The following is a 20374-nucleotide window of genomic DNA, read 5'->3' on the forward strand; positions in this document are numbered from 1 at the left end:
ACGCCCGCCGAAACTCTCTCGAAATGTTATGAAGACGGGGACCGGCCGTGTCTCCTGACACAGCCGGTCCCCGTGGCTTGTTTTCACCAGCAACTCGCCGCTGGCGCCTGTCTGTTGAGCCTTCTTCCGAGCCTGCCCGCTACTTCAGCCGGGCAAGCAGCGCGTGCTCGACCAGCGTGATCAGCGCGCTCTTCGCCTCGCCGCGATGGCGGGCGTCGGTCGTGATGATCGGTGCCTCGGGCCCGATCTGGAGGGCCTCGCGCACCTCCTCCGGACGGTACGGCTGGTGTCCGTCGAAGCCGTTGAGGGCGATGACGAACGGCAGGCCGCTGTTCTCGAAGTAGTCGACGGCCGGGAAACAGTCCGCGAGCCTGCGGGTGTCCACCAGCACCACGGCGCCGATCGCACCGCGCACCAGGTCGTCCCACATGAACCAGAAACGGTCCTGGCCGGGCGTCCCGAACAGGTACAGGATCAGGTCGTCGTCCAGGGTGATACGGCCGAAGTCCATGGCCACCGTGGTGGTGGTCTTGTCCTGGACGTGGCTCAGGTCGTCGATCCCGGCCGAGGCCGAGGTCATCACGGCCTCGGTGCGCAGCGGGTTGATCTCCGACACGGCACCCACGAACGTGGTCTTGCCGACACCGAAGCCACCCGCCACCACGATCTTCGCAGACGTGGTGGACCGCACCGATTGCTGCGCGCCGTACGCCGGCTGCGGCTGCGGCCTAGAGCTTCCGAAGTCCACTGAGCACCCTCTCAAGCAGTGTCACATCAGGCTGGCCGCCCGCCTCGCCGCTGCCCGGCTGATGGATGGCGACCATGCCGGCCTCGGCGAGGTCGGCCACAAGAATCCTGGCCACACCGAGCGGGATGGCGAGCAGAGCGGAGATCTCCGCGACCGACTTGATCTCGCGCGTGAGATGGCAGATCCGCTGGTGTTCCGGCAGCAGCCCCGCGTACTGCCCCGGGTCGGCGGTCGTGCTGACCAGCGCCTCGATGGCGAGCTGGTAGCGGGGCCGAGTGCGGCCACCTGTCATGGCGTACGGCCGAACCAGCGGCTGATCGCCTTCCACCCCGTACGGCGCGTGGTGGGACGCGCCGTACGGGCCCGGCGAAGCGGGTGGCGGGGTCATGAGGGTCCTCCGTGTCCGGGCAGTGCTGTCGCGGTGCGGGAAGTACGGAAAAACATGGGGGGAGACGGATGGTTCAGTGCATGAGGCTGCCCTGGAGCTCTGCACGGAGATCCGGGGTGAGGACGGTGCCCGCTCGGTCGACGAGCAGGGCCATTTCGTAGCCGACCAGGCCGATGTCGCACTCGGGGTGCGCCAGCACGGCGATGGAGGAACCCTCGGAGACCGACATGATGAAGAGGAAGCCGCGCTCCATCTCCACCACGGTCTGATTGACCGCGCCGCCCTCGAAGATCCGGGACGCCCCGGCCGTGAGGGAGGTCAGCCCGGAGGCGACGGCGGCGAGCTGGTCGGCGCGGTCGCGGGGGAATCCGTCGGACATCGCGAGCAGCAGGCCGTCGGCGGAGACCACCACCGTGTGGGACACCCCGGGGGTGTTGTCCACGAAGTTGGTGATCAACCAGTTCAGGTTCTGTGCCGCCTGGCTCATCGCACTCAACTAACGCTCCTGATTCGTACCGAAACCACGGCCGTCGGTGTTGCCCCCGGCCTCGCGGCCCTGCTGGATACCACGGCGGAGGTTGGTCAGACGTCCGCGTACGTCGTCGGGCGCCCGCGAGATCTGCGGGCCGCCCTGCGGCGCTTGCTGCGGCGCCGCGCCACCGGCGACGAGGTTGGCCCTCGGCACCCGGCGCGGCAGCCCCGACGGAGTGACCCCGCCGGCCGAAGGTTCGCGGATCTGCTCGGCCCGCTGACGCAGCGCGTCGTTGGGCGAGGTCCGCCAGTTCGGGGTCTCCCTGGGCAGCGGCTGCGCCACCGGAGCGGCGGGAGCCTGGCCCTGGTACTGCGCCGAAGCGGGCACGGAGGCGGGCGGCGCCTGTACGGGCTGCTGCTGACCGCCGCCGGGGCGCTGGACGCCGTTCCCGTTGCCGTTGCCGCCGTTGCCGCCGTTGCCGCCGTTGCCGTTTCCATTGCCGTTGCCATTGGCGACACCGGGCGCCGTCGTGCCGGGGCGCTGCGGGCGGAACCGCTGCGGGGCCGCGGGCGGAGCCGTACGGCCCACCGGGCGGACCGGCGGGGCCTCCTGGCCGCGCGCGCTCTGCTCCACGTGGATCTGCTGCATCCGCTCGGCCTGGCCGGTGCGGAACCAGTCCGACTCGATCGACGAGAAGATCGGCGTCGGCTCGTCCCCGCGGGTCGGGGCCGGGGGCAGCGCCATCGGCTCGGCGGGCTGCTGGGGCTGCTGCTGCTGAGGCTGCGGCGCCTGGGGCTGCTGCGGGCTCTGCATCGGCTGCTGGACCGGGTACTGACCGGTGTTGCCCTGCTGCGGCTGCTGCGGCTGCACGGGGAACTGCCCGGTCCCGTACGGGTCCTGGTACTGCTGCTGGTTCTGGTCGTAGCCCTGGCCGCCGTTGCCATGCTGGGGGCCGCCGCGCTGCGGCAGACCCTGGCCGGGGAAGGCGTCGGGGCGCGGGCCGCTGGGGGGCGGGCCCTGGTACTGGTTGCTGCCGGGGAAGCCCTGCTGCTGACCGGGCTGACCGCCCTGTCCCTGCTGACCGCCCTGGCCCGGACGGGCCTGCGGCTGCTGGCCGGGCATCCGGAACTCGCCGGTGCCGTCGGCCTGCACGGCCGGGAACTGCGCCGTGTCGCCGGGACCGCCCTGGCCCTGGCCGCCCTGCGGCTGGCCGGGCATCGCGAACTGACCCGTGCTGTACGTCTCTTCGGGGCTGCGGGCGCCGCGCTGCGGCAGGCCCGGGTTGGGGCCGCCCTGCACCGGGAACTGCCCGGTGTCGCTGGTGCCGCGACCGCCGCCCTGGTTGCCCTGGTTGCCCTGGTTGCCGTGACCCTGGCTGCCCTGGCTCTGGTTGCCCTGGCCGGTCGGTGCGAAGTCGTCGTCGCGGACCGGCGGGAACTGCGCGGTGTCAGCGGGGCCGTTCTGCCGCGGCGCGGGGCCCGAGCGACCGCCGAACACGTCGGAACGGAAGCCGGAGGGGCCGGTGCTCTGCGGCTGCGGCGGCGGGAACTGGCCCGGCTGCTGCTGACCGCTCTGCTGACCGCTCTGCTGGCCGCCCTGCCGGCCGCCGAAGTTCTGGCCGCCCTGCTGACCGCCCTGACCGCCCTGGCCGAAGTCCTGACCGCCGCCGGGGGGACGGCCGAAGGCGCCACCGGGCTGCTGGAAGTCGCCGCGCGGGCCCTGTCCGGGAGCGTCGAAGGCGGAGGCCGCCTCGACGTCCTCGTGGCCGCGCGGGGTGTCCTGGAGACCGCGGTCGTCGGGGAAGCCCTGCTGGCCGCCGTTCTGGTCCTGCGCCCAGCGCGGCGTGCCGCCCTGCTGCGGGGGACCGCCGGGACGGCCCGCTCCGGGGCTCAGCGCCGGACGCTGCTGGCCGCCCGCGACCGGGGTGCGCTGCGGCGGCCGGTTGACCGGCGCGGAGTTGGGCGAGTTGCCGAACGCGCCGGCGATGCCGGAGCCCGCGGCGGCCGGGGGAGCGCCCGCGGGGCGCCCGCCGCCCATCTGGCCGATGTTCTTGGGGTTACGGCCGCCCTGCGTGACGTCCACGGGCAGCATGACCAGCGCGGTCGTACCGCCGGAGTCGGACGGGCGGAGCTGGATCCGGATGCCGTGCCGCAGCGACAGGCGGCCGACCACGAACAGACCCATGCGGCGGGAGACGGAGACGTCCACCGTCGGCGGGTTCGCCAGCCGCTCGTTGATGTCCGCGAGGTCCTCGGGCGACAGGCCGATACCGGTGTCGTGGATCTCGATCAGCACCCGGCCGTCCGGCAGCGAGTGACCGGTGACCTTCACCTTGGTCTGCGGCGAGGAGAACGACGTCGCGTTCTCCAGCAGCTCGGCGAGCAGGTGGACGAGGTCGTTGACGATACGGCCGGTGACCTCGGCCGACGGTACCGACGTCAGTTCGATCCGCTCGTACTGCTCCACCTCGGACGCGGCGGCGCGCAGCACGTCGACCAGCGGGACCGGGCGGGTCCACCGGCGGCCCGGCTCCTCACCGGCGAGGACCAGCAGATTCTCACCGTTACGGCGCATGCGGGTCGCGAGGTGGTCGAGCTTGAAGAGCGAGGAGAGCTGGTCCGGGTCGGCCTCGCGGGACTCCAGTTCGGAGATGAGCGAGAGCTGACGCTGGATGAGGCCCTGGCTGCGGCGCGAGAGGTTGGTGAACATCGCGTTGACGTTCCCTCGCAGGAGGGCCTGCTCGGCGGCGAGTCGTACGGCCTCGCTGTGGACCTCGTCGAAGGCCCGCGCCACCTGGCCGATCTCGTCGCGGCTGTTGATGCCGATCGACTCGACCGAGGTGTCGACGTCCTGCGGGTCGGTCTCGGAGAGCTGCTTGACCAGCTCGGGCAGCCGCTTCTGGGCCACGTCGTTGGCGGTCTGCTGGAGCCTGCGCAGCGACCGGATCATCGAGCGGGCCACGATGAAGGCGCCGACCACGGCGACGCCGAGGACCAGCAGGATGATCGCGCCGGAGATCAGCGCGGACTGCTTGGCCTCGCTCTGCAGCTTGAGGGCCTTCTGCTGCATCTCGTTGAGCAGCGACCGCTCGATCTGGCTCATCGCCTGGATCTTGGTCTTGGCCGCGTCGTCCCAGTCGAGGTACGAGCTGTCGATCTTGGTGATCGCGTTCTGCGAGGCGGCGATGCGCTGGCGCGTGGTGTCGTGCGCGCTGATCGTGAGGTTGCCGCCCTCGATCGGGGTCAGCAGCGCCGCGCTCTTGGGTCCGTAGATCTTCTGGAACCGGGTGAGCGCGGTGTCCTCGTTCGCGGCGCCGTACTTCACCGACTGGTAGTCGTTGGCGTTCAGCTTGCCGCCGGTGGCCAGCGCGGCGCTGATCACCGCGCGCTGGATCGACTCGTACTCCTTGGCGGAGGAGAAGGCGGCCAGCGCGCGGGTGCTCTGGATCATCTCGGGGTTGTTGGTCGCCTGCGCCATGTCCTGGGACAGCGAGAGCAGGGACTGCACCAGGTCGTCGTACTGCGAGACCGTCTGCGAGATGGTGGAGGTCGAGGTGTACGCCTCGTCGCGGATCTCCGCCAGGTTGGCGAGCTGCGTGCCGATCGCCAGCAGGGTGGCGCGGACGCCGGAGAAGACCGGGTCGCGCTCGGAGACGTTGTCGCTGGCGTTCAGATACTGCTTGTACTCGCGGTCGGTGGCCTGCCGGGAGGCCTCCACCGCGTCGTTGGTCTTGTCGCCGGACGACAGCGGTCCGGCCGAGCTGTCCCGTTCCTCCTGGAGCGCGGCGGCGAGCTGCGTCGCGTGCTCGGTGATGTCGGTCAGCGTCTTCATGTGCTCGAGCTGGTTGATGTTGTCCAGCGAGCTGTTGATGCGCATGCCGCCCAGGACGGTGGCCGTGACCACCGGGAGGGCGAGCAGGGAGACGAGTCTGGTGCTGATGCGCCAGTTGCGCATGGCTATTCGGGGCCCCGGCTTGCCCGCGAGACCGGTGATCTTGCCCGCCTCGATGCCGCTGGGCGTGCTCGGTCGTCCGGTGGCAGCCGTCGTGCCCGGCGCAGTGCTCGCCGAGTCACCCGCCTGCTGCGGTGTCGGGCCGTTGCCGGTCCCGCCGGGCTGCTGCTCCGGGTCGCCCGCAGCGCCGCTGTCCCTCTTGAAACGTCCCTGCACTAGCGTCGCAACCTCTGGACCAGGCGTCCCCCGCGATGAAGCGGACAGGACGGTGTCGAGTCATGGGGGCTCAGGCCGCCCCGGGTTGCGAGGAGGCCGATTGATGCCCTTCACCACCGCTCGGTGCTCGAACGCGCCCCCTGCGCGCCGGCTCGATGTGATGCGGCGGTCCGGGGAATTCCAGCACAGTGCTGGATCTCCCAACAAGGGCCGTAGCCGACCTGTTGGAATCCGTTACTCGTCGCGTCGGGCCAAGCACTGAGTGTTGACATTTGATGTGGTGAAAGCGGGGGATTCCGGACCTAGCACCCCCCTGTTCGCACGAGTCACTCGCTGTCCCAGCCGGGTCGATGACAGCTGAATCGTACGACTGTGTGGGACTTGACCGGTTTGAGTCTGCCGGTCGGATGCGCGCAATGCCTGCTTTGCGACTCACTTAGTGAGCAAAATCACAGCCTGGTGCATGTCTGGGCCACGTTGTTCCGGGAAAGGGCCGCACTAGCCTGGTGCTTTACACATCGCGGTTTTCTGTCAACCCGCGCCCTGCGGGCGCCCCGAGTCACCGAGGTCCACACGGCCGATGAAGACCACCATGCTGTTCCGTCCGATCGCGAACCCGCGCCGCACCACCCTCGCGCACCTCAAGGACGCCGCTGAACTCGGGGTCCCCGCCGCGTCGGACACCGAAGCCGCCACGACCGCCGAGCAGGCCGTCGCCGAGCCCCTGCCGCAGGTCACCGCGAACCCGCGCCGCACCGTCCTGCACGAGCTGCCCACCGCCTGATCGGCGCGTATGGGCCCGGCCACTAAGCTGGGCCCATGCGTATCGCGAGGTTCTCGATCGACGGCAATGTCGCCTTTGGGGCTGTCGAAGCGGCCGAAGGCACCGACGGCGGCGAAGGCGACGGCGGAACAGCCGGCCACGACGGCCTCGTCATCAACATCATGAAGGGCATCCCCTTCGCGGACTTCGAGCTGTCCGGTACGCGGGTCCCGCTCGACAAGGTGCGGCTGCTGCCGCCCGTCCTGCCGAACAAGGTCGTCGCCATCGGCCGCAACTACGCGGACCACGCGAAGGAGTTGGGCCACGAGGTGCCGACGGCGCCCTGGGCCTTCTTCAAGCCCTCCACCTCCGTGATCGGCCACGGCGACCCGATCGTGTACCCCTCCTTCTCGCAGGAGGTGCACCACGAGGCCGAACTGGCCGTCGTCATCAGCCGGTTGTGCCGCGAGGTGCCGCGCGAGCGGGTCCGCGACGTCATCCTCGGCTACACCTGCGCCAACGACGTGACGGCCCGCGACACCCAGCGGACCGAGAAGCAGTGGGCGCGCGCCAAGGGCTTCGACTCCTCCTGCCCGCTCGGCCCCTGGATCGAGACCGACCTCGACCCCTCCGACCTCGCCATCACCGCGACGGTCAACGGCGAGCTGCGCCAGGCGGGCCGCACCGCGCAGATGATCAACTCGATCGAGGACCTGATCGTCAACATCACCGAGGCGATGACGCTGCTCCCCGGTGACGTGCTGCTCACCGGCACCCCCGCGGGCGTCGGCCCGATCCGGCCGGGTGACGAGGTCTCCGTGACCGTCGAGGGCATCGGCACCCTGACCAACAAGGTCGTCGCGCGGAGCTGACCCGCTTCGTACCCTGGGCGTTATGCCGATACGAGCGGTTCTCTGGGACATCGACGACACGATCTTCGACTACGCGAGCGCCGACCGCGTCGGCCTGCGGGCCCATCTGGCCGTCGAGGGACTGCCGGACGGGTGCGGGAGCGTGGACGCCGCCGTGCTGCGCTGGGCCGAGCTGACCGAGCTCCACTGGGCGCGGTTCTCGGCGGGGGAGTGCGACTTCGAGGCGCAGCGCAGGGACCGCGTGCGCGACTTCCTGGGGCTGCCGCTGACGGACGCGGAGGCCGAGGAGTGGTTCGACCGCCACCGCACGCACTACGAGGCCGCCTGGTCCCTCTTCCCCGACGCCGTACCCGCCCTGGACGGCCTCACCCCCCACTACCGGCACGCGGTGCTGTCCAACTCCGCCTTCGTCGTACAGGACCGCAAGCTGCGCGCGCTGGGCGTACGGGACCGCTTCGAGGTGCTGCTGTGCGCCGCGGAGCTGGGGGTCTCCAAGCCCGCCGCCGCGGCCTTCCACGCGGCCTGCGAGGCGCTGTCCCTGGAGCCGCACGAGGTCGCGTACGTGGGCAACGAGCCGGACATCGACGCCCGCGGCGCGGCCGACGCGGGCCTGGTCGGCATCTGGCTGGACCGCCACGACCTCGGCTCCCGTCCCGACCTCACCCGCATCACCGGTCTCGCCGAGCTTGCTGACCTGCTGCGCGGCGATACTCGTTTTGGAGCGGTGTCCCGCATCGGGTAATGTTCTTCCTGCGCCGCCCGAGAGGGCCGAAAGGTCCGGCAGGGGGGCGTGATCCAAGCACAATCCCGCAAGGGGTTGCGTTTTGATGGGGTATGGTGTAATTGGCAACACGGCTGATTCTGGTTCAGTTGTTCTAGGTTCGAGTCCTGGTACCCCAGCGCATAGTTCAGTGCATTGCAGTGCGAGCCCCCGTTGTGTAGCGGCCTAGCACGCCGCCCTCTCAAGGCGGTAGCGCCGGTTCGAATCCGGTCGGGGGTACAGATCCTTCCCGCGTGATCACCTGGGTCGCACCCGTTGGTCATGATGCAGGATCGCTAGGGCCCCCGTTGTGTAGCGGCCTAGCACGCCGCCCTCTCAAGGCGGTAGCGCCGGTTCGAATCCGGTCGGGGGTACGCAAGCAGAGAAGTAACGGTACGGCCGAGGTCCTCACTCAGGTGGGGGCCTTTTTCGTTTCCGGCCGTCGTCCTCTCCAGCAGTCCAACCGCCGTACCGGGCAGGGGCGTTCGCGCACCGGCGGCCCCTGCCGAGGACGGTTCAGCCGCTGCGGCGCAGCGCCTCGCTCAGCCGGGCCGCGGCGTCGATGACGGCCTGCGCGTGCATCCGGCCCGGGTGCCGGGTCAGCCGCTCGATCGGTCCCGAGACGGAGACGGCGGCGACCACGCGGTTGGAGGGGCCGCGGACGGGCGCGGACACCGAGGCGACCCCGGGCTCCCGCTCGCCGATCGACTGCGACCAGCCGCGGCGGCGTACGCCCGACAGCGCCGTGGCGGTGAAGCGCGCGCCCTGGAGGCCGCGGTGCAGCCGCTCGGGCTCCTCCCAGGCCATCAGGACCTGCGCGGCGGACCCGGCCTTCATCGGGAGCGTGGAGCCGACCGGCACGGTGTCCCGCAGGCCGGAAAGGCGCTCCGCCGCGGCCACGCAGATGCGCATGTCGCCCTGACGGCGGTAGAGCTGGGCACTTTCTCCCGTGACGTCCCGCAGGTGGGTCAGGACCGGGCCCGCCGTCGCCAGCAGCCGGTCCTCGCCCGCGGCGGCGGCCAGCTCCGACAGCCGCGGTCCCAGGATGAAACGGCCCTGCATGTCGCGGGCCACCATGCGGTGGTGTTCGAGCGCGACCGCCAGGCGGTGCGCGGTGGGGCGGGCCAGGCCCGTGGCGCCGACGAGGCCGGCCAGGGTGGCCGGTCCCGACTCCAGTGCGCTGAGCACCAGAGCCGCCTTGTCGAGAACGCCGACGCCGCTAGAATTGTCCATGCAACGATATTCGCGTCTCACACTGTGAAACGCAAGCTCAATTTTCCGGGGAAGCCGTCAGGCTGGGGGCACAGGGCAGGACCGCCGTGCTCCCGCGGAGACACCAGGGGAACCGACGGCGTCCGGCATACACGTGCACCACACACGAGTTGGCCCGCGAGGGTGCGGGCCGGAGGGACAGCGATGGGTAGGACACTCGCGGAAAAAGTCTGGGACGACCATGTCGTCCGCCGCGTCGAGGGCGAGCCCGATCTGCTCTTCATCGATCTTCACCTGCTCCACGAGGTGACCAGCCCCCAGGCGTTCGACGGGCTGCGGATGAACGGCCGACCGGTGCGGCGTACCGACCTCACCATCGCCACCGAGGACCACAACACCCCCACCCTCGACATCGACAAGCCCATCGCGGACCCGGTCTCCCGCACCCAGCTCGAAACGCTGCGCAAGAACTGCGCGGAGTTCGGCGTACGGCTGCACCCGCTGGGCGACGTCGAGCAGGGCGTCGTCCACGTGGTGGGCCCGCAGCTCGGGCTGACCCAGCCGGGCACCACCGTGGTCTGCGGCGACTCGCACACCTCCACGCACGGCGCCTTCGGCGCGCTGGCGTTCGGCATCGGCACCTCCCAGGTCGAGCACGTGCTGGCCACCCAGACGCTGCCGCTCGCGCCGTTCAGGACGATGGCGATCACCGTGGACGGCGAACTGCCCCCCGGCGTCACCGCCAAGGACCTGATCCTCGCCGTGATCACGCAGATCGGCACCGGCGGCGGCCAGGGTTATGTCATCGAATACCGCGGCTCCGCCATCGAGAAGCTGTCGATGGAATCGCGGATGACCGTCTGCAACATGTCGATCGAGGCGGGCGCGCGGGCCGGCATGATCGCCCCCGACCAGACCACGTTCGACTACCTGGAAGGGCGCGTGCACGCCCCCAAGGGCGCGGACTGGGACGCGGCGGTGGCGTACTGGAAGACGCTGCGCACCGACGACGACGCGGTCTTCGACCACGAGGTGCGGATCGACGCCGCCACCCTGGCGCCGTTCGTCACCTGGGGCACCAACCCCGGCCAGGGCGCGCCGCTGAGCGCGGCCGTGCCGGACCCGGCGTCCTTCGCCGACCCCGGCGACCGGCTCTCCGCCGAGAAGGCGCTGGAGTACATGGGCCTGTCCGCGGGCCAGCCGCTGCGCGAGGTCGCCGTGGACACCGTCTTCGTCGGCTCCTGCACCAACGGCCGGATCGAGGACCTGCGGGCCGCCGCGTCGGTCGTCGAGGGCCGCAAGGTGGCCGACGGCGTCCGCATGCTGGTCGTGCCGGGCTCCGTACGGGTCGCGTTGCAGGCCGTCGAGGAGGGCCTGGACAAGGTGTTCACCGCCGCCGGCGCCGAATGGCGGCACGCGGGTTGCTCGATGTGCCTGGGTATGAACCCGGACCAACTCGCCCCCGGCGAGCGCTCCGCGTCCACCTCGAACCGCAACTTCGAGGGACGGCAGGGCAAGGGCGGCCGTACGCACCTGGTCTCGCCGCAGGTGGCCGCCGCCACCGCGGTGCTCGGCCACCTCGCCTCGCCCGCCGACCTGTCCGACGCCCCTGTCCTGACGGAGGTCTGAGCCCCCATGGAAGCCTTCACCACGCACACCGGCCGGGCCGTACCGCTGCGCCGCGGCAATGTGGACACCGACCAGATCATCCCCGCGCACTGGCTGAAGAAGGTCACGCGCAACGGATTCGAGGACGGGCTGTTCGAAGCCTGGCGCAAGGACGAGAACTTCGTCCTCAACGCCCCCGAGCGGCAGGGCGCCACCGTGCTCGTCGCCGGACCCGACTTCGGCACCGGTTCGTCGCGCGAACACGCGGTCTGGGCCTTGCAGAACTACGGCTTCAAGACCGTGATCTCGTCCCGCTTCGCGGACATCTTCCGCGGCAATTCGCTGAAGAACGGCCTGCTCACGGTCGTATTGCCGCAGGAGACGGTGGAATCGCTCTGGAAGCTGGTCGAGGCCGACCCGCAGGCCGAGATCACCGTCGACCTGGTGGCCCGCGAGGTGCGCGCCGAGGGCCCCGGTGTGTCGCTGACCGAGGCGTTCGAACTGGACGACAACGCCCGCTGGCGGCTGCTGGAAGGGCTGGACGACATCAGCCTGACCCTCGCCAACGAGGCCGACATCTCGGCGTTCGAAGCCGGCCGCCCGTCCTTCAAGCCGAGCACCGTGCAGGTCTGACCGACCCGTTCGGCCCTGTTCGGCCCCAAGAAGCGCCCTCTGCCCGTCCGCAGAGGGCGCTTCTGCGTGTCCGGGCGATGTCTGGGCCGGTCCCGAAGTGCCCGTGGGGGCGGCCCAGGAGGGTCCGTCCGGGCGGTCCAGGAGTGTCCGGAAAACGGCCCGGAACACCCGGTTGGCCCTGTCGCTCCCGACAACTCGCCGCAGATGGCACAATCGACGCATGGAACGCGACGGCCAACTCCAGCTCTACGGGGTTCTCGCCGCGCGTCTGAAGCAGGCGCATCTGCGCGTCGCGAATCCCGAAGTCCCTGATGGGACACGGCGGGAGTTGAGTCGCCGGCTGCTCGCGGTGACCGCTGTGGCGAAGCACGATCTCGCCGACGCGGCACGGCGCCTGGACGTGTTAACGGCTGAGTTGGACGACCTCGGAATCCCGGATCGCTGATCCCGTAGAGCACCGAGTTCGTTGCGGCACAAGGGTGATTCGCCCGTTTCGTATTTGATTTGCGGTATATATCCGCCTAGCGTGCGAAAAAGCCCGCACTCATTCGCCGGGCAAGTTTCCGAAGGGGAAGACGTGAACAAGGCGCAGCTCGTAGAAGCGATTGCCGACAAGGTAGGTGGCCGCCAGGCCGCCGCGGACGCGGTTGACGCGGTTCTCGACGCGATCGTCCGTGCGACGGTCTCGGGCGACCGGGTCTCGGTCACCGGTTTCGGTTCGTTCGAGAAGGTGGAGCGTCCGGCCCGTTACGCCCGCAATCCCCAGACCGGGGAGCGGGTCCGGGTCAAGAAGACCTCGGTGCCGCGGTTCCGCGCGGGTCAGGGCTTCAAGGACCTGGTCAGCGGCACCAAGAAGCTCCCGAAGAACGACGTCGCGGTGAAGAAGGCGCCCAAGGGCAGCCTCAGCGGCGGCGCTTCCACCACCACGAGGACCACCACCAAGAAGGCGGCGGCCAAGAAGGTCACCGCGGCCAAGAAGACGGTCGCGAAGAAGGCCTCCGCCGCCAAGAAGACCGCCGCGGCCAAGACCACGGCGGCCAAGAAGACCACCGCCAAGAAGGCCACGGCGAAGAAGACCACCGCCAAGAAGGCGGCGGCCAAGAAGGCCCCGGCCAAGAAGGTCGCCGCGAAGAAGGCCCCGGCCAAGCGCGCGACCGCCCGCAAGACCGCCGCCAAGCGGAGCGCCACCAGGTAGTAGTCCGTCCCACGGACCGCGACGGGCCGGGTTCCCCCAGGGGAGCCCGGCCCGCGCTCGTTTTTTTTGGCCGCCTTCTCTCCCCCCGGACTCCGTCCGGGGGCGCCCCCACGGGCGGCTTGGACCCGCCTTCGGCTCGTCGGCTACCGGCGAACCGCCCTGCGTCAGGGAGCTTCGCTACGCCGCAGGGTCCGGGAAGGTCTGGAGGGTGATGAAGACCACCCGGCGGGTGTCGGCGGAGCCGTCGGTGCGGATGCGGACGCGCTGGCCGGGGCGCAGGAGGCGCAGGCCGCCCGCGTCGAAGGCGGCGGCGTCGAAGGGCAGCGGCGTCCCGTCGTCGAGGAGCACGCTGCCGCCGCGGGTCTCGGGGTCGTAGGTGAACGCGGTTGCCTGCATGGGCCGCAGCCTAGTGCCCGGCCCGGGGGAGACCGCCGGTCACGGCACGGGTGCCCGGCCCGGCCGGTGGTTCAGTCCGCGATCAGCAGCCCGGCGGCGGCCAGCGCCGTACGCTCGCCGACGCCGAGGGCCAGGGCCGCGCGCAGGTCGTCGCCGGTGTCCACGTCCTGCCGCACCGACGGCACCCGTCGCAGGGCGATCTCGCGGGCCCCGGTGGCCAGGTGGCGGGCGCGGGAGGCGCCGCCGAAGGCGGGGGAGAGGGCCGAACCGCGCGGAGCGGCGAGCAAGGTTGTCCCCACACCGGCCGCGTCGGCCAGAAAAGCCCGCTCCTGGCCGCCCGCGGCCTCCCGGAGCACCCACGCCAGCTCAGCGGGCCGCAAGGCCGGGAGATCGCCGTTCAGCGCCGCGACCGCCGCGTACGGATCGCGGGCCCGCACCCGGTCCGCCCCGTACCGCAGCGCGGCGTTCAGCCCCGCCGCCGGGGCGTCGGGCACCACGAAGGCACCCAGGGCGGCCAGCTCCGCCCCGGCCCGCTCGTCGTCCGTGACCACGGTCACGTCGGCCACCTCGGCGCAGGCCAGCGCCGCCGCGACCGTGTCCAGCGCGAACGCCAGGGCCAGCGCGGGCCGTACCGCACCGGCCGCCGTGGCCAACCGGCTCTTGGCCACGGCCAGCGGCTTCAGCGGCACGACAAGGGACCACTTCCAGGTCACATCTATCGCCACCGCACCATTGTGCGGCCTTCCCCAGGCGCCCCACGGGCCGCCGGGCCCTGGCGTTAACGTGTCCATAGCCGCAGACTTGTGCGGCTGCCGCACGGGTGGTGCTGCGCGAGCCTCTACGAGCGCGGCGTCACAGCAACGAAGAGGAGTCCTGGTGTCCCGCCGCAGAATCGGTTTCTGGTACCGCCTGGCGGCCGTCATCGCGAAACCGCCGCTCATTGTGCTGTTCAAGCGGGACTGGCACGGAATGGAGCACATTCCGGCCGACGGCGGTTTCATCACGGCGGTGAACCACAACTCGTACCTGGACCCGCTGTCGTACGCGCATTTCCAGTACAACACCGGCCGCGTCCCCCGCTTCCTGGCCAAGGCGGGGCTCTTCAAGCCCTTCTTCGTCGGCACGATGCTGCGCGGCACCGGCCAGATCCCCGTCTTCCGCGAGACCACCGACGCCGCGAACGCCTTCCGCGCCGCCGTCGCCGCCATCAACTCCGGCGAGTGCGTCGCCTTCTACCCCGAAGGCACCCTCACCCGTGACCCCGACATGTGGCCGATGGTCTCCAAGACCGGTGTCGCCCGCGTCGCGCTGCTCACCAAGGCGCCCGTGATCCCCGTCGCCCAGTGGGGCGCCAACGAGGCCGTGCCGCCGTACGCCAAGAGCAAGCGCGTACGCCTGCTGCCGCGCAAGACGCTGCGGGTGCTCGCGGGCGAACCCGTCGACCTGACCGCGTTCTACGGCCAGGACCCCACCCCCGACGTGCTGCGCGCCGTCACCGAGACCATCATGCTCGCGGTCACCGCGCTGCTCGCCGAGGTACGCCAGGAACCCGCGCCCGCCGGTCTCTACGACCCGCGCAAGGCACGGGAGGGCGCATGACGGTCCGCTGCGCCGTCTACGGCACCGGCTCCTGGGGCACCGCCTTCTCGATGGTCCTCGCCGACGCCGGGTGCGAGGTGGCGCTCTGGGGCCGCCGCCCCGAGCTGACCGCGGCGATCAACGCCGACCGCAGGAACCCCGAATACCTCCCCGACCTCGAACTGCCCGCCGCCGTCACCGCCACCGCGGACCCCGCGGAAGCCGCCGCCGACGCCGAATTCGTCATCTTGTGCGTCCCGTCCCAGACGCTGCGCGCCAACCTCGCCGACTGGGCACCGCTGCTGCGCCCCGACGCGGTCCTGGTCAGCCTGATGAAGGGCGTCGAACTGGGCACCGCCAAGCTGATGAGCGAGGTGATCGAGGAGGTCGCCAAGGCAGGACCCGACCGCGTCGCCGTCCTGTCGGGCCCCAACCTCGCCCCGGAGATCGCCGCCAGGCAGCCCGCCGCCGCCGTCGTCGCCAGCCGCGACGAAGCCGTCGCCCGCCGTTTCCAGGCCGCCTGCCACACCGGCTACTTCCGCCCGTACACCAACACCGACGTCGTCGGCGTCGAACTCGGCGGCGCCGTCAAGAACGTCATCGGCCTCGCGGTCGGCATCGCCGACGGCATGGGCCTGGGCGACAACACCAAGGCGTCCCTGATCACCCGCGGCCTGGCCGAGACCACCAGGCTCGGCATGGCGATGGGCGCCGACGCGCACACCTTCGCCGGCCTCGCGGGCATGGGCGACCTGGTCGCCACCTGCTCCTCACCGCTGTCGCGCAACCACACCTTCGGCATGAACCTCGGCCGCGGCATGACCCTGGCCGAGACCATCGCCGTCACCAGCCAGACGGCCGAGGGCGTCAAGTCCTGCGAGTCCGTGGCCGATCTGGCCCGCAGGCACGGCGTCGACATGCCGCTGACGGACACCGTGGTCGACATCGTGCACAACGGGAAACCGCCCGTCGTGGCCGTACAGGAGTTGATGTCACGCTCCGCCAAGCCGGAACGGTAGGGTCATCGCGACATGAGCAACCTTGCATCCCACGACAGCTCCCAGAGCCCTGACCGGCGCGAATCCGGCCCGGACCGGCCCGCGGACCCGTACGCGGACCGGCGCGTGGTAGGCCACGCGAGCGAGAACTACCCGCGCAAGCCGCGGGTCGCGGTCGTCTTCGGCGGACGCAGCTCCGAGCACGGCGTCTCGGTGGTCACCGCGGCCAGCGTGCTCAGCGCCATCGACCGCGACAAGTACGACGTCCTGCCCATCGGCATCACCACCGAGGGCCGCTGGGCACTGACCGCGGACGCCCCCGAGCGGATGGCCATCGCCGACCGCCGGATGCCGACCGTCGAACAGGTCACCGACCACGAGGGCGCCGTCATGCTCCCGGTCGACCCGGCCAACCGCGAGGTCGTCTACACCGAAGCGGGCGCCGTCCCCAAGGCGCTCGGCGAGGTCGACGTCGTCTTCCCCATGCTGCACGGCCCGTACGGCGAGGACGGCACCCTCCAGGGCCTGCTCGAACTCTCCGGCGTCCCGTACGTCGGCGCGGGCGTGCTCGCCTCCGCCGTCGGCATGGACAAGGAGTACATGAAGCGCGTCTTCACCTCCTTCGGCCTGGCCGTCGGCCCCTACACCGTCATCCGCCCCCGCGAATGGGAACGCGACAGCGACGCCGTACGCCGCAAGGTCACCGACTTCGCCGCCGAGCACGGCTGGCCGCTGTTCGTGAAGCCCGCCCGCGCCGGATCGTCCTTCGGCATCACCAAGGTCGAAGGCCCGGAAGGGCTCGACGCGGCCATCACCGAGGCCAGGCGGCACGACCCCAAGGTCATCGTCGAGGCGCTGCTGCGCGGACGCGAGATCGAGTGCGGCGTCCTGGAGTTCGAGGACGGCCCGCGCGCCTCCGTACCGGCCGAGATCCCGCCGGTCACCAGCCACGCGTTCTACGACTTCGAGGCGAAGTACATCGACTCCGCCGAGGGAATCGTTCCTGCGCCGCTCACCGAGGAGCAGACCGCCGAGGTACGGCGGCTCGCCGTCGAGGCGTTCGAGGCCGCGTCCTGCGAGGGCCTGGTCCGCGCCGACTTCTTCCTGCTGGACAGCGGGGAGTTCGTCATCAACGAGATCAACACGATGCCGGGCTTCACCCCGATCTCGATGTACCCGCGGATGTGGCAGGAGACGGGCGTCGACTACCGGCAACTGGTCGACCTGCTCATCCAGGCGGCGCTGCGCCGCTCGACCGGCCTGCGCTAGCCCGCCGGGGCCGCGCCTGTGCGCGGCCTTCGGACGGACAGCCGAACCCCGAGGGGGGTCAGACCCCCTCGGGGACCGTCTTCTTCACCGCGTCGGCGAGGTCGGTCAGCGGACCGAGATCGCTGGCGAACTTCTTGGGCAGCGTCACCTCGACATACGCCTTGCGCAAGGTCGTGGTGAGCCGGAAGACCCCGCCGGACTCCTGCTCGATCACCCAGCCCACACCGTCGACCGTCACACCGCTGGCGTTCGGGTCCTTGAGGATCTCCGGGCGCGGGACACCGCAGCGCAACACGATCGGCGGATTGCCCCACCCGGCTGTCAGCTCCGATTCCGGCTTGAGATCATGCCGGGAGAGACCGTCGACCTTCGCGGGCAGATCGCCGTACAGCGCGTGACAGTATCCGGCGACACGTGCGTCAGGAACCGGTACGGCGATCGCTTCGTCCGTACCGGACGTGAACGCGTAGACCGCCGCCGCAGAAAGGCACGCGACGGCGGACACGGCGGTCAGTACAACTCGGCGATACAGCATCACCGGTGAGCATAGTGGGGGCTAGATATGGACGACGGGGCAGGTCAACGTTCGAGTGATGCCGTCCGCCTGCTGGACTTTGGCGACCACCATGCGGCCGAGATCATCGACCGTGTCTGCTTGGGCCCTGACGATGACGTCATAAGGACCGGTGACGTCCTCGGCCTGAATGACTCCTTCGATCTTGGAGATCACCTCCGCTACTGCCGAGGCTTTGCCGACCTCGGTCTGGATCAGGATGTACGCCTGTACCACGGAACCTCCAGGGCGGCTTCGAGGATCATGTGGGAAGGGGGACGCCACGTTATCGCGTCGTCGCGCACAGCGGGGAGACCCGCGCGGTACCTGACCCCCGTATTGACGGGTCTCACGCCCGTATTGACGGGAAACACGCAGCAGAACCGGCTCAGGCCGCGACTCGAGGGGACGTTGGGATGAAGGGGACTGTGGGCGAGTTGGGCGAGTTCGGGCTCATCAGGGAGTTGACCTCCCGGCTCACCACCACACCCGCGGTGAAAATCGGACCGGGTGACGACGCGGCCGTGGTCGCCGCGCCCGACCGCCGGGTGGTCGCCACCACGGACGTCCTCATCGAGGGCCGCCACTTCCGCCGCGACTGGTCCACCGCCTACGACGTGGGCCGCAAGGCCGCCGCGCAGAACCTCGCCGACATCGCCGCCATGGGCGCCTTCCCCACCGCCGTGCTGCTCGGCCTCGTCGTCCCCGCCGAACTCCCCGCCACCTGGGCCGTCGAACTGATGGACGGCATCCGCGACGAGTGCCAGGTCGCGGGAGCGGCCGTGGTCGGCGGCGACGTCGTACGCGGCGACACCATCACGGTGGCCGTCACCGCGCTCGGCGACCTCCGCAGCCGCGAGGCCATCACCCGATCGGGTGCCCGCGCGGGCGACATCATCGCCGTCACCGGCTGGCTCGGTTGGTCGGCCGCCGGACTCGCCGTGCTCTCCCGCGGCTTCCGTTCCCCGCGCGCCTTCGTGGAGGCCCACCGCCGCCCGGAACCGCCGTACCACGCGGGCCCCGCGGCGGCCGAACTCGGCGCCACCGCCATGACCGACGTCAGCGACGGCCTGGTCGCCGACCTCGGCCACATCGCCGCCGCCAGCGGCGTCGACATCGATTTGCGCTCCGCCGACATCGACGTACCCGCCCAGATGTCCGACATCGGGCAGGCCGTGGGCGTCGACCCGCTGCACTGGGTGCTCACCGGCGGCGAGGACCACGCGATCGTCGCCGCCTTCCCCCGCGAGGTGAAGCTGCCCGCCCGCTGGCGGGTCATCGGCGCCGTCAGCGCCCCCGGGGGCCGCACCCCGCAGGTCACCGTGGACGGCGCGCCCTGGGACAAGGCGGGCGGCTGGGACCACTTCGGGGACGAGGAGTGACCCTCCCGCACCCCGGCCTCCCGAACCCCACCGTCCCAGACCCCGGCCTCCCGCGCCCCGCGCCTGTGCGGGCCGCCCCCGCCCGGGTGCTCACCGTCGCCGGATCCGACTCCGGCGGCGGCGCGGGCATCCAGGCCGACCTCAAGACGATGCTCGCCCTCGGTGTGCACGGCATGAGCGTGCTCACCGCCGTCACCGCGCAGAATTCGCTGGGCGTGCACGGCGTCTGGGACCTGCCGGAGGCGGCCGTACGCGCCCAGTTCCACGCCGTCGTCGGCGACATCGGGGTGGCGGCGGTCAAGACCGGCATGCTCTCCTCGGCGGCCCTCACCGAGACCGTCGCCGGTCTCCTCGCCGCGCTGGACGGCCGCGTCCCCGTCGTCGTCGACCCGGTCGGGATCTCCAAGCACGGCGACGCGCTGCTCGCCGAGGAAGCCGTCGAGACCGTACGCACCCGGCTGCTGCCGCTCGCCACCGTCGCCACCCCCAACCTGGACGAGGTCACCCAGCTCACCGGTCGTACCGTGCACGACGAGGCCGGCATGCGGGCCGCCGCCGACGCCGTACTCGCCCACGGGCCGCGCTGGGTCCTGGTCAAGGGCGGCCACCTCGCCGACAGCCGCTCGGCCGAGGCCGTCGACCTGCTCACCGACGGCGCCGCCGAGCACTGGTACCGCGCCCCGCGGCTCGACAACCGGCACACCCACGGGACCGGCTGCACCCTGGCCAGCGCGATCGCCTGCCACCTCGCCCTCGGCCGCGACGTGCCGGACGCCGTCGGACGGGCGAAGACGTACGTGACCGGCGCCATCGCGGCGGGCTTCCCGCTCGGCGCCGGGACCGGCCCCGTCGACCACGGCTGGCGCACGCGCTGAGCCGTCACCCGAGCCGCACGGGCACCCGTACAACGCAAGAAAACCGGCCCACCCTGAGGTGGACCGGCATTCGAGTAGCCGCTAAGGCTGCGCTGCTACGACGTGATGTACGACGACGCGTCAGCGCGAGACCTTACCGGCCTTGATGCACGAGGTGCAGACATTGAGGCGCTTCGGCGTCCGCCCGACCACTGCACGCACGCGCTGGATGTTGGGGTTCCAACGACGCGGGGTACGGCGGTGCGAGTGGGAGATGCTGTTGCCGAAGCCCGGCCCCTTGCCGCAGACGTCGCAGTTGGCAGCCACGGGTCACTCCAAAGACTTCAGATGCACTTACGATGAAAAGCCTGAGAGAGCCCCAGGCAACCGGAGCAGCATACAACGACCGCTCCCGTACAACGAAACTACCATGGTCCGCGGGTGCCCAGATCCGGACGCCCGCCCCCGTGACCGGGGTCACCACCAGGCCGTTTCCGTGCGGTCACGGGCGGCCCCGTCGCCCCCC

General features: G+C 70.9%; 22 protein-coding genes and 3 tRNA genes. 15 read left to right on the forward strand and 10 right to left on the reverse strand.

Annotated elements, in window-relative coordinates:
* Positions 1 to 139 precede the first annotated feature (139 nt).
* The 4 genes from ACIO6U_RS26625 to ACIO6U_RS26640 all read right to left on the reverse strand — a co-directional run bounded on the left by ACIO6U_RS26625 (position 140) and on the right by ACIO6U_RS26640 (position 5775).
* Positions 140 to 748, reverse strand: coding sequence for an ATP/GTP-binding protein (locus tag ACIO6U_RS26625; protein WP_391050368.1), 609 nt, complete (start codon positions 746 to 748; stop codon positions 140 to 142).
* A complete protein-coding gene (locus ACIO6U_RS26630; RefSeq protein ID WP_093717892.1) occupies positions 729 to 1136 on the reverse strand; it encodes a DUF742 domain-containing protein in 408 nt (135 codons plus the stop codon). Before ACIO6U_RS26630 ends, ACIO6U_RS26625 begins: the two co-directional genes overlap by 20 nt.
* A 73-nt stretch (positions 1137 to 1209) precedes the next feature.
* On the reverse strand, positions 1210 to 1623 hold the full coding sequence (locus ACIO6U_RS26635) for a roadblock/LC7 domain-containing protein (protein ID WP_317452960.1): 414 nt from the start codon (positions 1621 to 1623) through the stop codon (positions 1210 to 1212).
* Positions 1624 to 1632: 9 nt separating this feature from the next.
* The gene (locus ACIO6U_RS26640; protein WP_401722922.1) at positions 1633 to 5775 is read right to left on the reverse strand and encodes a nitrate- and nitrite sensing domain-containing protein; all 4143 of its coding nucleotides are present in this window, start codon (positions 5773 to 5775) and stop codon (positions 1633 to 1635) included.
* 580 nt (positions 5776 to 6355) lie between these two features.
* On the opposite strand from ACIO6U_RS26640, the gene ACIO6U_RS26645 reads away from it, so the two are divergent.
* From ACIO6U_RS26645 to ACIO6U_RS26670, 6 genes are all read left to right on the forward strand, one after another.
* On the forward strand, positions 6356 to 6559 hold the full coding sequence (locus ACIO6U_RS26645; protein ID WP_188284971.1) for a hypothetical protein: 204 nt from the start codon (positions 6356 to 6358) through the stop codon (positions 6557 to 6559).
* Positions 6560 to 6594: 35 nt separating this feature from the next.
* Positions 6595 to 7410 carry a fumarylacetoacetate hydrolase family protein gene (locus tag ACIO6U_RS26650; RefSeq protein ID WP_355349418.1) on the forward strand — a complete coding sequence of 272 codons (816 nt, stop codon included), beginning with the start codon at positions 6595 to 6597 and terminating at the stop codon, positions 7408 to 7410.
* Between the two features lie 22 nt (positions 7411 to 7432).
* Positions 7433 to 8152: an HAD family hydrolase gene (locus ACIO6U_RS26655; RefSeq protein ID WP_401722926.1), complete on the forward strand. Its 720-nt coding sequence runs from the start codon at positions 7433 to 7435 to the stop codon at positions 8150 to 8152.
* 86 nt (positions 8153 to 8238) lie between these two features.
* A tRNA-Gln gene (locus tag ACIO6U_RS26660) sits at positions 8239 to 8310 on the forward strand.
* Between the two features lie 27 nt (positions 8311 to 8337).
* Positions 8338 to 8410, forward strand: a tRNA-Glu gene (locus tag ACIO6U_RS26665).
* Positions 8411 to 8471: 61 nt separating this feature from the next.
* Positions 8472 to 8544: transfer RNA gene (locus ACIO6U_RS26670), tRNA-Glu, on the forward strand.
* A gap of 142 nt (positions 8545 to 8686) precedes the next feature.
* On the opposite strand, the gene ndgR is transcribed toward ACIO6U_RS26670, so the two are convergent.
* Positions 8687 to 9403 carry an IclR family transcriptional regulator NdgR gene (ndgR, locus tag ACIO6U_RS26675; RefSeq protein ID WP_188284974.1) on the reverse strand — a complete coding sequence of 239 codons (717 nt, stop codon included), beginning with the start codon at positions 9401 to 9403 and terminating at the stop codon, positions 8687 to 8689.
* A gap of 183 nt (positions 9404 to 9586) precedes the next feature.
* Between ndgR and leuC the strand changes: the two genes are divergently transcribed.
* From leuC to ACIO6U_RS26695, 4 genes are all read left to right on the forward strand, one after another.
* The gene (gene leuC, locus ACIO6U_RS26680; protein ID WP_391123042.1) at positions 9587 to 11011 is read left to right on the forward strand and encodes a 3-isopropylmalate dehydratase large subunit; all 1425 of its coding nucleotides are present in this window, start codon (positions 9587 to 9589) and stop codon (positions 11009 to 11011) included.
* Between the two features lie 6 nt (positions 11012 to 11017).
* Positions 11018 to 11623 (forward strand): 3-isopropylmalate dehydratase small subunit, encoded by a 606-nt coding sequence (gene leuD / locus ACIO6U_RS26685; RefSeq protein ID WP_355349427.1) that lies wholly within the window; start codon positions 11018 to 11020, stop codon positions 11621 to 11623.
* Between the two features lie 220 nt (positions 11624 to 11843).
* Positions 11844 to 12068 (forward strand): hypothetical protein, encoded by a 225-nt coding sequence (locus tag ACIO6U_RS26690; RefSeq protein ID WP_188284977.1) that lies wholly within the window; start codon positions 11844 to 11846, stop codon positions 12066 to 12068.
* 132 nt (positions 12069 to 12200) lie between these two features.
* Complete coding sequence (locus ACIO6U_RS26695) at positions 12201 to 12818, forward strand: HU family DNA-binding protein (RefSeq protein ID WP_355349430.1); 618 nt, start codon at positions 12201 to 12203, stop codon at positions 12816 to 12818.
* A 177-nt stretch (positions 12819 to 12995) separates the two neighbouring features.
* Here ACIO6U_RS26695 and ACIO6U_RS26700 read toward each other — a convergent pair whose 3' ends face one another.
* Entirely contained in the window at positions 12996 to 13214 is a 219-nt protein-coding gene (locus ACIO6U_RS26700; protein WP_391050364.1) for a hypothetical protein, read from the reverse strand.
* Between the two features lie 71 nt (positions 13215 to 13285).
* A complete protein-coding gene (gene cofC, locus ACIO6U_RS26705; protein ID WP_355349436.1) occupies positions 13286 to 13939 on the reverse strand; it encodes a 2-phospho-L-lactate guanylyltransferase in 654 nt (217 codons plus the stop codon).
* 151 nt (positions 13940 to 14090) lie between these two features.
* On the opposite strand from cofC, the gene ACIO6U_RS26710 reads away from it, so the two are divergent.
* The 3 genes from ACIO6U_RS26710 to ACIO6U_RS26720 are packed head-to-tail and all read left to right on the forward strand — an operon-like array spanning position 14091 to position 17059.
* On the forward strand, positions 14091 to 14813 hold the full coding sequence (locus ACIO6U_RS26710) for a lysophospholipid acyltransferase family protein (protein ID WP_401722933.1): 723 nt from the start codon (positions 14091 to 14093) through the stop codon (positions 14811 to 14813).
* The gene (locus ACIO6U_RS26715) at positions 14810 to 15811 is read left to right on the forward strand and encodes an NAD(P)H-dependent glycerol-3-phosphate dehydrogenase (RefSeq protein WP_355349442.1); all 1002 of its coding nucleotides are present in this window, start codon (positions 14810 to 14812) and stop codon (positions 15809 to 15811) included. The genes ACIO6U_RS26710 and ACIO6U_RS26715 overlap by 4 nt, the downstream gene beginning before the upstream one ends.
* A gap of 12 nt (positions 15812 to 15823) precedes the next feature.
* A complete protein-coding gene (locus tag ACIO6U_RS26720; RefSeq protein WP_391050363.1) occupies positions 15824 to 17059 on the forward strand; it encodes a D-alanine--D-alanine ligase in 1236 nt (411 codons plus the stop codon).
* A gap of 58 nt (positions 17060 to 17117) precedes the next feature.
* Here the strand turns inward: ACIO6U_RS26720 and ACIO6U_RS26725 are convergent, their stop codons facing one another.
* Together ACIO6U_RS26725 and ACIO6U_RS26730 are read right to left on the reverse strand one after the other, a co-directional pair.
* Positions 17118 to 17594, reverse strand: coding sequence for a DUF3515 domain-containing protein (locus ACIO6U_RS26725; RefSeq protein ID WP_401722936.1), 477 nt, complete (start codon positions 17592 to 17594; stop codon positions 17118 to 17120).
* Positions 17595 to 17615: 21 nt separating this feature from the next.
* Complete coding sequence (locus tag ACIO6U_RS26730) at positions 17616 to 17849, reverse strand: Lrp/AsnC family transcriptional regulator (protein WP_188284985.1); 234 nt, start codon at positions 17847 to 17849, stop codon at positions 17616 to 17618.
* A gap of 179 nt (positions 17850 to 18028) precedes the next feature.
* Here ACIO6U_RS26730 and ACIO6U_RS26735 point away from each other — a divergent pair, with 179 nt between their 5' ends.
* On the forward strand, positions 18029 to 18994 hold the full coding sequence (locus ACIO6U_RS26735) for a thiamine-phosphate kinase (protein ID WP_401722939.1): 966 nt from the start codon (positions 18029 to 18031) through the stop codon (positions 18992 to 18994).
* 86 nt (positions 18995 to 19080) lie between these two features.
* On the forward strand, positions 19081 to 19869 hold the full coding sequence (gene thiD, locus ACIO6U_RS26740; RefSeq protein WP_391050383.1) for a bifunctional hydroxymethylpyrimidine kinase/phosphomethylpyrimidine kinase: 789 nt from the start codon (positions 19081 to 19083) through the stop codon (positions 19867 to 19869).
* 120 nt (positions 19870 to 19989) lie between these two features.
* Here the strand turns inward: thiD and rpmB are convergent, their stop codons facing one another.
* Positions 19990 to 20175: a 50S ribosomal protein L28 gene (gene rpmB / locus ACIO6U_RS26745; RefSeq protein ID WP_028426177.1), complete on the reverse strand. Its 186-nt coding sequence runs from the start codon at positions 20173 to 20175 to the stop codon at positions 19990 to 19992.
* Positions 20176 to 20374: the final 199 nt, after the last annotated feature.

The organism is Streptomyces sp. NPDC087422 (assembly GCF_044744145.1).
Taxonomy (GTDB): Bacteria; Actinomycetota; Actinomycetes; order Streptomycetales; family Streptomycetaceae; genus Actinacidiphila.